Annotated in this window: 9 protein-coding genes; 3 read left to right on the forward strand and 6 right to left on the reverse strand. The window is 38.9% G+C overall.

What is annotated here, in order from left to right; genetic code table 11:
- Window positions 1-39 precede the first annotated feature (39 nt).
- Window positions 40-876 (forward strand): DNA/RNA non-specific endonuclease, encoded by an 837-nt coding sequence (locus H9564_RS02875; protein WP_191684038.1) that lies wholly within the window; start codon window positions 40-42, stop codon window positions 874-876.
- A 66-nt stretch (window positions 877-942) separates the two neighbouring features.
- On the opposite strand, the gene H9564_RS02880 is transcribed toward H9564_RS02875, so the two are convergent.
- The 3 genes from H9564_RS02880 to H9564_RS02890 all read right to left on the reverse strand — a co-directional run bounded on the left by H9564_RS02880 (window position 943) and on the right by H9564_RS02890 (window position 6,535).
- Complete coding sequence (locus tag H9564_RS02880; protein ID WP_191684039.1) at window positions 943-2,322, reverse strand: amino acid permease; 1,380 nt, start codon at window positions 2,320-2,322, stop codon at window positions 943-945.
- Window positions 2,323-2,579: 257 nt separating this feature from the next.
- On the reverse strand, window positions 2,580-4,679 hold the full coding sequence (locus tag H9564_RS02885) for an LPXTG cell wall anchor domain-containing protein (protein WP_191684040.1): 2,100 nt from the start codon (window positions 4,677-4,679) through the stop codon (window positions 2,580-2,582).
- Between the two features lie 80 nt (window positions 4,680-4,759).
- Window positions 4,760-6,535: a 1-deoxy-D-xylulose-5-phosphate synthase gene (locus H9564_RS02890; RefSeq protein WP_191684041.1), complete on the reverse strand. Its 1,776-nt coding sequence runs from the start codon at window positions 6,533-6,535 to the stop codon at window positions 4,760-4,762.
- 167 nt (window positions 6,536-6,702) lie between these two features.
- Here H9564_RS02890 and H9564_RS02895 point away from each other — a divergent pair, with 167 nt between their 5' ends.
- Complete coding sequence (locus H9564_RS02895; protein WP_404804671.1) at window positions 6,703-7,950, forward strand: DUF2075 domain-containing protein; 1,248 nt, start codon at window positions 6,703-6,705, stop codon at window positions 7,948-7,950.
- A gap of 16 nt (window positions 7,951-7,966) precedes the next feature.
- Window positions 7,967-8,659: a TVP38/TMEM64 family protein gene (locus H9564_RS02900; protein ID WP_191684043.1), complete on the forward strand. Its 693-nt coding sequence runs from the start codon at window positions 7,967-7,969 to the stop codon at window positions 8,657-8,659.
- A gap of 60 nt (window positions 8,660-8,719) precedes the next feature.
- Here H9564_RS02900 and H9564_RS02905 read toward each other — a convergent pair whose 3' ends face one another.
- The 3 genes from H9564_RS02905 to H9564_RS02915 are packed head-to-tail and all read right to left on the reverse strand — an operon-like array spanning window position 8,720 to window position 11,979.
- Window positions 8,720-11,245 (reverse strand): excinuclease ABC subunit UvrA, encoded by a 2,526-nt coding sequence (locus H9564_RS02905; RefSeq protein WP_191684044.1) that lies wholly within the window; start codon window positions 11,243-11,245, stop codon window positions 8,720-8,722.
- 20 nt (window positions 11,246-11,265) lie between these two features.
- Window positions 11,266-11,604 (reverse strand): FluC/FEX family fluoride channel, encoded by a 339-nt coding sequence (locus tag H9564_RS02910; RefSeq protein ID WP_191684045.1) that lies wholly within the window; start codon window positions 11,602-11,604, stop codon window positions 11,266-11,268.
- Window positions 11,605-11,979 carry a fluoride efflux transporter FluC gene (locus H9564_RS02915; RefSeq protein WP_191684046.1) on the reverse strand — a complete coding sequence of 125 codons (375 nt, stop codon included), beginning with the start codon at window positions 11,977-11,979 and terminating at the stop codon, window positions 11,605-11,607. It lies immediately after the preceding gene.
- Between the last annotated feature and the right edge of the window lie 50 nt (window positions 11,980-12,029).

A 12,029-nucleotide genomic window follows, 5' to 3' on the forward strand; every position in this document is an offset into this window, starting at 1 on the left:
GTAAAATAGAACGCGAATAGTAAAGAATGGAGTGAACCTATGAGATTCAAAAAGCGACTTTACCACCTTGTTTTTGTTCTGCTTGGTCTACTAGTAGTTACTGGTGTTATTCAAAATCCCCAATTAACAAGTGCGTCTTTAAACCGAATAAGCCAACTTACCCAGCAAAAGAAGACAAACTATCATCACCAACAAGCACTTCCACCGAGCCAGAGGCAAGCCAGTTCAATCTTAACTCCTGGCGTTCGACAACAACTTGGCTCAAATATTGCTTGGAATAATGCTGGTGCGTTTATTATTAATAATAACCGGACAAACCTTAATGCTCGGATTGCTAGTGCACCCTATGCAGTCAATCACTTAGATAAGCAAGGGCGAGCATGTCAAGGAGATGCATGGTTAAACAAAACAACACGTCAGTATAAAAAACGTGCAGCTACCGGGAACGGTGCAACTGACTGGCGCCCAGCTGGCTTTCTTCAGGCACATAACCTTAAAAGTGGCTATGGCCATGCTTATGATCGCGGACACCTTTTGGGATACGCCCTTGTTGGGGGAATTCGGGGCTTTAATGCTTCTGAAGCCAATCCAGCCAATATTGCAACTCAAACAGCTTGGGCAAATGAAGCACGGAGTAAAAACTCGACCGGACAAAATTATTACGAGAGTCTTGTCAGAAAGGCCCTAGACCAGAACAAACAAGTTCGTTATCGTGTTACAGATATTTACGATGGCAAAAATATTGTTCCTGCTGGTGCTCATATTGAGGCAAAATCTAGTGATGGTTCGTTAGAATTTAATGTTTTTGTCCCTAATGTACAAAATAATATCTCAATTAATTATGCTACGGGTGCTGTTACAGCGATTAACCAATAGTTAACATAAAAGCAGCTTTGTAATTTCCATTAAGGATTTACAAAGCTGCTTTAGTTTTAAAGTATTTTATTTTTCTTTTCCTGCATGAACACGAATCCGGTAAATAATGGTCATAATAACCAGGAAGATAACCCCAACTGATACTGAAACTCGTGTATCTGGGTTAAAGAACATGAAGAGTAAGATAACCGTTAGCGCAATTAAACTAAAATAGTTATATGCGGGATAGAGTGGCATCTTGAATGGGTGACCCTTTAATTGTTCTGGATGTTGTTTACGGAAGTGAAGTTCTGATAAGAGGATAATAAACCATGGAACCATCCCGGGAAGAACACTAGAACTATAAACAATCACGAAGATGTTCTGGGCTGCTGAACTAAAAATTGACATTAATTCGTTAACGATAAAGCCGAGGAAAATCCAGAACGAAATCGTTAAAATTGCAACGTTAGGAACGATGCGCTTGGATAGTCTACTAAAGAATTTTGGCACTTCACCATCAACAGAAAGTTTGAAAAGCATTCGACTAGCACTATAGATTCCGGAATTAGCACCTGAAAGTGCCGCAGTCAAAACAACAAAGTTAATAATTCCGGCTGCTCCAGTAATTCCGACCTTTGTAAAGGTTTCAACGAATGGTGAACCAACAGCTTTTAGTTCGTCCCATGGATAAATGGAAACAATTACAAAAATAGCACCAATGTAGAAGATTAAGATCCGCCAAATAACAGACTTAACAGACTTTACGATTGCGTGACGGGGAGATTCAGCTTCTCCTGCAGTAATTCCTAATAATTCAATTCCTTGGTAAGAACCGGCAATCACGGATAGTGAGAACATGAATCCCATAAAACCACCCGTAAAGAAGCCACCGTGAGACCATAAGTTAGAAATCCCAACCGGTTGCCAATGATTACCAAGTCCAAGGATAATTACCAGTAAACCAAGGATAATCATTGCGATAATCGTAACGACTTTAATCATCGCAAACCAGAATTCCAGACGACCATAGGCTTTCGCTGAAACAAGATTTGCTAATGTGAGGATGATAATCATTATTAGACCGGAGATCCAATCAGGAAGTTCAGGCCACCAATAGTTTAAATACTGACTCATTGCAATGATATCTGAGATTCCCACAATGATGAATTGGAAGACGTTACTCCATTTTGTTAAATACCCGGCAACCGGATGAATGTATTTTGATCCATAATCAGCAAACGAACCAGTTCCTGGACTAATATAAATCAGTTCACCTAAAGCACGCATAACCCCGTATAGGACTAACCCAACAAAGGCATATGCTAACAAGACAGAAGGCCCAGTCCACTTAATGGTGGATGTTGCCCCCATGAAAAGACCACTACCGATTGTTCCACCGATGGCAATCATTTCCATTTGTCCAGGCGTCATCGTCCGATTTAATTTTGCTTTATTCTCACTCATGTCTAACTCCCCATTTCCTTTAACTAAAAAAGCTACCCAAAAAGCCCTCTCAACCAGGTCCAAAACATTTAATGGTCGGTTGAGTAACTTCTGGGTAGCTGTTAACTTACAGAATTAATTAGATATTAAAGGTACTCAACCACGGTAGTTGTTGTTGTGGTTGAGGTGGAGGTTAGACTTTGTATGATTGAATATTGACTTAACATAATAATTCCTCCAATTCATTTCTTCAATATCATTAGAATACTATTAGAAAATTAAAAATGCAAGTCTTTTTTTGCCTTTTTTCCTGTTTTCTCTCGATGTTTCCAAGATAACATTGTCAAAAAGCTTACTAATCCAGTAATCATAATTCCAATGAGCGTTGTCTTATTATCAGTTTGATTACCAGTTTGAGGAAGTCTTTTTCCTCTTCCCATGTTTTTAGTAATGCCATTTTTCTTATTACTTAGTTCTTTTAATGATGTTGAATCTCGATCAAGGAGTTGTTGGATGCTTGTATCATTCATTCCTAAACTTTCATGATTAAAACAGGTAGTATTTGGTGATTCACTATCCTGGATACGCTCCTCGATTTGTGAATCTTCTGATTTTGGTAAATCATCGTTTTCATTTTTTGTAGATTTTATCTGTTCTTGATGGTTAATTACCTCATCAGTTGGGGTTGACGAATCGATACCTCCTAAATTATCAGTTTGTGTTGAGTGATCATTAAGACTTAATCTGGTTTGAGTTCTTTGATCTACATCATTCGATTCTGTTTGTGAGTAATCTTCTTTTGTTACAAGCATTATTGTTTGGGTAGTATGATTACCAGTTATAGTATTTTCAGTTTGGGCACTATCTGAAATTGCTTTTGCTTCAATTGTTTGACTAGTGTTATCCTTCCCTATCTGTTCTGTTTGTACTTCTCCACTCTTACTTTCAGGGGAGTCAGTTTGTTGTCCTTGATCCATACTTCCTTCAGTCTGGGTTTGATCATCATTATGGGAAATTAGTTCGGTTTGAATAGTTTGATCTACGCCCTCTGAATTAGTTTGTGCCCCGTCTTCTTTAGTTACAGGATCTACTGTTTGAATATCTTGCTCTTTACTATTTGAGGCTGTCTGAGTACCATCTTCTTTGTCTTCTGGCTTGGATGTTTGGCTTTCTTGATCTTTAGATGGAGGCTCCTCGGTCTGGCTCTCCTCGGACTTTATTTCAGCATCAGATGTCTGGCTATTACCATCCTTCCCTATCTGTTCTGTTTGTACTTCTCCATTCTTACTTTCAGGGGAGACAGTTTGTTGTCCTTGATCCGTACTCCCCTCGGTTTGTGTTTCCTCGTTATTATGACTAGTTAACTCTGTTTGCGTAATTTGATCCTTAGTATTTGAGTCTGTTTGAGTGCTACCTTCTTTCTCTTCTGGCTTGAGCGTTTGATTTCTCTGATCCTTAGTCTTTATTTCTTCAGTTTGGCTGTCGTGGGTACTTGTTTCCGGAGCCATTGTCTGATTACCACTATCCTTGCCAGTTTTCTCCGTTTGTACCTCGCCATCCCTGCTTTCTGGAGAATCGGTTTGTTGATTTTGATCTTTATTTTTCTCTGTTTGCGTTTCGTTATCATTATGGGTAATCAAATTTGTTTGGGTGTCAGTAGATGTTTTATCCTTATCAATATTTTTACTTGGTTGCTCTTTGTCTTCCAACTGTTCCTCGTGTTTATCACCAACTTGTTCGTTGATCTTTTGAATTGGTTGAATTAGTAAACGAAATGGTTCTTGATCGGTTTGATACAGTTTAAGACGTTTTGGTAAGACTTCTGGCTGGCAATATTCGAATCCCTTTGGAGCAGGTGGGAAATCATACCATTGACCAACCTTTACAAGCTTGCTATTCCATGTTATTGAATTAAATTTAAAATTATCATCATAGCCATAAAATGTATGGCGGAATTCAACTAATCGTTGTCGCTCAGGAATTTTATATTGGTGGTATGTAACGGTAATAGTTTCTTCTTGATCATCAGCTGTTACAGGTTGGGCCCGTACTTGAACAATACTCGGTTCAAAATCATCGTAGTTAGGAGCAAAAAATGATGACCAAAAGTTTGGTGTTAGTGCTTGCCATTGGTTAGCAACTTTCTTGAAGATTACTGTTTGCTTAACAGTTTGCATCCCCTTATATGGATCATCAATTTTGATAGTCCTTGTTATCTGACGAATTTCATCTTGGTTATTAAATTGTTGACCACTTGTAATGCTACTTGGATCGCTTTTAGCAGCATGACTTGTTCCTGCGGTAACAGCCATCGTCATTAGAACGGTTGCTGAAGTAATTCCTACACATTGCTTAATAATTGATTTCTTATTATACATAAAAATTCCTCCCGAATTGGCTTACATAATACCAATACGGAAGGAATTTAATTTTGCACGAAAAAAGTTTGAATTAATTTTTAAAGAGCGTGAATAACTTTTTCAATATCATCCACAATTTGATCTGGAGTTAAGTGATACCATTCGTAAAGTACATCAAGGGGAACATTGTCCGCAAACTCACGTGGAGCACCGAAGTTCAAAACTTTCATAGCTTTTGGACCATAGTAGCGAGCAATCGTTTCACCAAATCCACCACTTACGTTGCCGTCTTCAAGGGTTACAACAACATCATGATTTTCAGAAAGGTGATGCAAATAGTTTTGGTCGATTCCTGTTAATGATTTTGGATTAATTAATGTAGCATTAATATTTAGCTTCTTTTGAAGTTCTTCACAGACATCAATCCCTAATTGCCAAAAATCACCAACAGCCATAATAGCAACTTCACTACCATCGCGTGCAACGTCATAGTGAATAAGACTGTAGTCATCTTGACTAGCTTTTCCATGAAGAAGTTTCTTTTCTGGTTCACGAATAATAACGGGTTGTTCAGTTTGTTTAAGTGCCCACTTTAACATTGAAATCAACTCTTCAACATTTGTTGGGGCAAGGTATTCAATATTTGGAAGGTTGGAAATCATTGAGATATCAAACGTTCCTTGATGAGTAGCAGAATCAGAAGCAATCGTCCCACCACGAACAATCATTACTACTGGTGCATCGTTAAGCGCCATATCATGGATTAATTGATCGTATGCTCGCTGGAGGAACGTGCTATTTTGAAAGACAACTGGACGGGCACCGGCAGTTGCCATTGCTACGGCCGTCGTTATTGAATCTTGTTCAGCAATTCCTACATCATAATAGTGATCAGGGTATTTAGCTTGGAATTGTTTAAGGTTGAAGACTCCAGGGATTGCGGCATTTAAAGCAACAACTGGTACCCCACCATCAATTTGTTTTCCTAATTCAGTTAAGATTGCATCGCTATAATTCTCAGCGTTTGTTGTTTCCTTAACCTTACCGGTCTTAATGTCGAATGGTGGTTGCCAATGCCAGTCCATTTTGTCGTCAACTGCAGGCTGGTACCCTTTCCCTTTCAGGGTATTTACATGAAGAACAATTGGATGATCAATATCCTTTACGTCCTTAAATGCATTAATCATTGTTTGAAGGTCATTTCCGTACGCAATGTACTTGTAATCAAGCCCCATGAACTTGAAAATATTGTTTTCTGCCTTACCATTAGAGTCACGTAATTCTTTAAGTCCCTTGTAAAGGCCCCCCTGATCCTTATCGATTGCCATTTGATTATCATTAACGACAATAATGAGGTTAGAGTGAAGTTTAGCGGCATTATTTAACCCTTCAAACGCTAAGCCACCACTTAGTGAACCATCACCAATCACAGCAACAATATTATCATTTGATTCGGGATGCATTAAGTCGCGAGCTTGAGCCAAACCAACGGCAAGTGAAACGGAAGTGGAAGTATGACCAATCTCAAAAAAGTCATGTACGCTTTCCTCTGGTGAAGTATAACCGGAAATATCCCCATAGTGATCCGGATCGAGGAAACCAAGCTTGCGGCCAGTTAACATTTTATGTGGGTAACATTGATGCGATACGTCCCACACTACTTTGTCATGAGGAGAATCAAAAACATAATGGTATGCGATTGCAGTTTCCATAATGCCGAGGTTTGGTCCCACGTGTCCACCAATTGCCGCATCTCTTTCAAGAACTAGTTGTCGCATTTCTGTCGCAAGTTGCTTTAATTGCTCAAGAGACATTGATTTAATATCAGCTGGGTTATTAACCCGGTTCAAAAGATAATCTGGATGTCGATTCATCTGAGCCACCCTTTCCGATCGATGATCTATTCACACTATTTTTAAAGATAATTTAAAACACTTATTTTATTTTAACACGTTTTAGGACTCCTGCAGAAATTCGTCGCTCCCTAAATTGACGAATGTTGCTTCCTCATTTAAAATTAAACATGATTATATACAGAGGGATGAGAACGTTGAATCAGCTTACTAATGAAGCCACTGAAAAATTATCACCATTTAAGGATTTAACTTCAGAGCAAGAACGCCTAGTTAATTCTATAATTAAGTTTGCTGCCAAACACATAAAAGAAGATTTTCCAGCAATCTATACGATCTACGGCGATGCGGGAACGGGGAAAAGTGTTGTCTTATCGAACCTCTTTGAAAGAATTCAAAAAGCAGCTCGCCAAGATTCTCACTCACCTTTTTTTAAAACTAAAAACTACTTTTTAGTCAATCATCCCGAAATCCTAAAGGTTTACCGTGAAATTGCTGGTCCAATTAAAGAACTCTATAAGAAAGATTTTACACGGCCAACATCATTAATTAACCAATTAGATAAGCGCCAAGAAAAGATTGATATTGCTGTAATTGACGAAGCTCATTTATTATTATCAAAAGCAGATCATTACAATAATTTTTATCATGACAATCAATTAGTAGAAATTATTAAACGAGCTAAAGTGGTTATCCTGGTCTTTGATCAATACCAAGTGCTAAGAATGAAAAGCTTATGGACCCCAAAACGCTTGGAAAAGATTACTCATCAATATCCACACCAAGATTATTATCTCCACCATCAGTTTAGGATGACCGCTAGTGATAACCTAATAGACTGGTTTAACCACTTTACCGATCAATTTGAACTTACTCCCTTTCCGACTGATAGTCAGCAAAATTATGATTTTCGGGTTTATGATGATGCTGAGGAAATGCGGCAAGCAATTGTCAAACGGAATAACGAGGTCGGCCTTTCGCGAATTCTTTCTACTTCCGGCTACCCTTCAACTTTAGATGGCGGTAAGCATTACATTAAAGAAGGCCGTTTTAGTTTGCCTTGGGATCAATACAACTATACCGTTACTCCCTGGGCTGAACTACCACAAACAATTAACGAGGTTGGTTCAATATACACCTGTCAGGGCTTTGATTTAAATTATACAGGGATAATTATTGGGCCACCGATTAGCCAAATCCCTGGAACTCAAAAGTTGCAAATTAACCTTGATAAGTACACCGATTCCGAAGCATTTAAAAAACGGGATGACTTGACAGATCCTAAAGAAATTAAGGCACTTGAAGAACGGATGATCATGAACTCGTTAAATGTTCTGTTTAAGCGTGGCGTTTATGGAACATATATCTACGCTCATGACCCACTTTTACGATCTTCTCTTGTTCAGCTCTTTAAAAAAGCTGGCCTTGATTACTAAGAAAGCGAAGTGCATTATGAAGAAAAAAACTCTCAATAAGAAACTCTTAATTGCTTTAGGGGTCCTTTTAGCAATTATTATTATTGTCTTTATCTATCAGAACTATAAACCTGAAATTGACCTCTTGATTCATCCCGTCCCTCATGAAAAGGAAAGACTTCTTCACATGATTCGGGCACACGGAATTGCTAATTCATTACTATTGCTTGTTTTAATTGCCGTTTTAAACGCCATTCCCGGCTTATCAAATTCACTTATCTGTATTCTTTCGGGTCTTTGTTATGGACCAGTCTTTGGTTTTATCATTAATTGGCTGGGTAATGTTCTTGGTAACTGTGTTGTGATGAGTTTGATCAGGCAAATCAAACTTTCTAAAAAGATTAAGCAGCATAAACTGATTAAATCCCTAATGCAACAAAAACACCCCTTAATTGGGTTAACAATTGGGTTTATGATCCCAGTTATTCCTAGTATCCTTGTTAATTATGCCGGAGCTCAATTGAATGTTAATCGACGTCAATACATGGCAATGGTCTTGGTGGGGATGGCACCGACGTCATTCCTTTATGCCTTTGGTGGGGACGCAATTTTCAAGGGGAATCTTAAACGAATCATTAGTGTTGCCATCTGTATTGTAATCTTGATTGGAATTTACTTGATTATTAAAAAGGTAGATGAAAATCGAAAGACACAATTAAAAGCTGAATAAAAGTAAAATAACATCTCAAGTTAACTAAGCGGTTAACGGAGATGTTATTTTTTCGGCTATTTATTTCTGAAATCGATTGACAAATTCTGCGAGGTATTGGGTTGTTAAACTATACGGATGCTGGATCAGCTTTTCTGGACGACCTTGGGCAACAATCTGACCACCATTTCGGCCACCACGCGGTCCTAGATCAATCATGTAATCTGCATTTACCATTAGGTTAACGTCATGGGTAATAATGATAATTGTTGCGCCACGATCAATTAGCCGTTGCATTACTTGAAGGAGTACTTGAACATCTAGAGGATGAAGACCGACAGAGGGTTCATCAAAGACAAACAGGGTTGTTTTTTGCTGACGATTAAGGTGTTTAACAAGCTTTAAACGTTGCGCTTCTCCTCCAGAAAGGCTTGGTGTGCTTTCACCAAGATGAAGGTATCCCAGGCCAACTTCATCAAGAAGTTTTAATTCGCGTTGAATTTTAGGAACATCTTTGAAAATCGGAATTGCATGGCGAACATCTAAATTTAATAGATCAACAATTGAATAATCATGCCACTTAACTTGTTGAATTTCCTTATTGTACCGGTCACCATTACATACAGGACAAACCTGTTGCATATCGGGCAAATATTGAATGTCCAACGTTACTATTCCAGTTCCACCACAATTAGGACAAGCTCCCTGCTTATTATTGTAAGAGAAGTAACTTGCCGTCCAATGCTTCTCCTTAGCTGCGGGTTGAGCAGCAAAAAGGCGACGAAGATTATCCATAATACTGGTATAAGTTGCGACTGTCGACCGGGTGCTTTTACCAACCGGAACGGCATCGACACTTACCACATTTTTAATTGGAGTTGTTAATTCCGTAACCTGTTTTGGTAATGGCTCTTTATTCTCCTGAGCTTTTAACGCTGGAACAAGGCTATCAAGGATTAAGCTAGTTTTTCCTGCACCCGAGAAGCCGGTAACTGCAGTGATTTGATTCGTCGGAATTGTTGCAGTTACTTTCTTTAAATTAAAGTAATTGGTGACAGTAAAGCTCGTTTTAGACGATGCATTTGTATTTGTAGTTTTACGGACTTTAATCTTTGCACTACCGTTTAAGAATGGACCAATTAATGATTTTGGCTTTTTCCTTAGCTCTGCTGGAGTTCCTTGTTCAATAACATTTCCTCCTTCGGCCCCAGAACCAGGGCCAATTTCAATTACCCAGTCTGCCGCGTCAATAATATCAATATTATGATCGACAACGACCAGTGAATTTCCTTGATCAACAAGTTCATGAAAAACATGAAGAAGGCCATTAATATTATCGGGATGCAGTCCGATCGATGGTTCATCAAGGACATACAAAACACCGGTAGTTTGCGTTCGCAGCGTTCGCGCTAATTGAATTCGTTGCAACTCTCCAGTGGATAGAGTATTCCCGTTACGCGAAAGAGACAGATAATCTAAACCTAGTTCCAGTAACGGTCGAAAGTTATCATCAAATTGTTTAAAAATTGCGGTAGCCATCTTATTCATATTTGCAGGGAGTTCACTTAAAACATCCTGTTTCCACTGATTAAGCTCACCAAGTGTTAGGTCCGTAACTTCCGCAATATTTTTGCCACCGGCTAGTTGACTTAGTAATTCAGGGCGAAGTCGTGTGCCATGGCAAACGGGACAAGTAGATGTATGGAAAAATTCATTAATCCGTTGTTGCGCCCGAGCACTCTTACTTGTTTTAGCAGATTCAAGAACCGCAGCATGGGCATTTTCATACAAGGCGTTAAAGTCATGAAAAACGCGTCCAGTACCTGAAACAAAGTCCATTTTATATTTTTTGCTGGGACCATTTAGCACGAAATCCTTCTCTTTTGCCGAGAGCTCCTTATATGGAACGTTAATTCGGACTCCAGCCTGCTCGGCAACTTGTGGCATAAAGTTCCGTCCCGGAAGGTGCCAAGACGCCACTGCACCTTGGTCGATCGTCAGATTTTCATCACCGATTAACTTATCTTCATCTAATTCTCGAACACGTCCGGTTCCCTGACACCGTTGACAGGCACCATCAGAATTAAAAGCAAAGTCTTCAGCACTAAAAGCATAAAACTTAGTTCCACACTCTGGACAAGTTACTAATCCCATCTCATCACCAGATTTACTCATTGCTTGAGCAATTTTTAGACTTGGTTTTAACCGGTGGCCATTTGGGCAAACTGGAGAACCGAGACGGGAGAAAATCAAACGAATAACATTAAAAATCTCACTCATTGTTCCTACCGTTGCCCGTTCTGAAGGAACTGAAGGACGTTGATGAAGTACAAGTGCGGAGGGAATATGTTTAACACTGTCAACCTGTGCTTGAGCACCAAGCTTAATGCGTCGCCGTGTGTAGGTTGACAGTGCCTCTAGATAGCGGCGTGAACCTTCTTCGTATAAGATTCCCATTGCAAGTGAACTTTTCCCAGACCCTGATAAGCCAGAAATAGCCACAAATTGGTGCAATGGAATATTAACATTAATATTTTTTAAATTATGGACGCGGCCACCCCGCACTTCAATTTCTGCGGGAATTGTTGTTGCTTTACTCTTATCCAAAAAAATACCTTCTTTCTTAGCTAAAGGTGCAATGCGATCCATGCTAGACAAAGTCCACCAAAATAAGTTAGGCAGCCGTAAAATAGCAAACTTTTCCATTGGCGTTCATTATACATAGTAATTAATTCAGTATTTAATGTTGAAAAAGTAGTATATCCACCTAGAAAGCCTGTTTCCCAAAAGAGCATGGTAAATTGACCACTTGGAAAATTATGAATTAATAATCCTAAGCAAAACGCTCCAGTAAGGTTAATAAATAGTGTTGCCAATGGCCAATCAATTCGCGCTTTCTTCCAAAGGTAAGTAAATAGGTAGCGTAAAAGTGCCCCACAAGAAGCACCAAGACCAACTAAAATCATCTATTCGTCCTCCATTTCAACTAGTAATTTAGCTAGGAGGTAACCAATTAATGCTGCAGAAAAACCGCCCAAAAGACTAACAAGGAAAAAACCACTACCAATTAAAAAATTAGTCTTTGCTAAGTTGATAACGCTAGTCGTAAAGGAGGAAAAGGTTGTGAATGCGCCAATTAATCCTGTTCCTAAGCCTAAGTTCAACCACCCTGCTAAAAGATCCCGTTCGATTACATAGTAGGTTAGAAATGACAATAAGAAGCAGCCGATTAGATTAGCAATCAAGATTCCCCATTCATTTAAATTAGTGCTGAATAAATAGCGGAAGATCCCACCAAAAAATGCAAAGCCAGCAACAGCAATTAGATTTTTAATTTTCATTTTAATTCATCCCCCTATTTACACCAATCGATTTTACGCTTTGGATTACC

Source organism: Limosilactobacillus avistercoris, assembly GCF_014836425.1.
Taxonomy (GTDB): domain Bacteria; phylum Bacillota; class Bacilli; order Lactobacillales; family Lactobacillaceae; genus Limosilactobacillus; species Limosilactobacillus agrestimuris.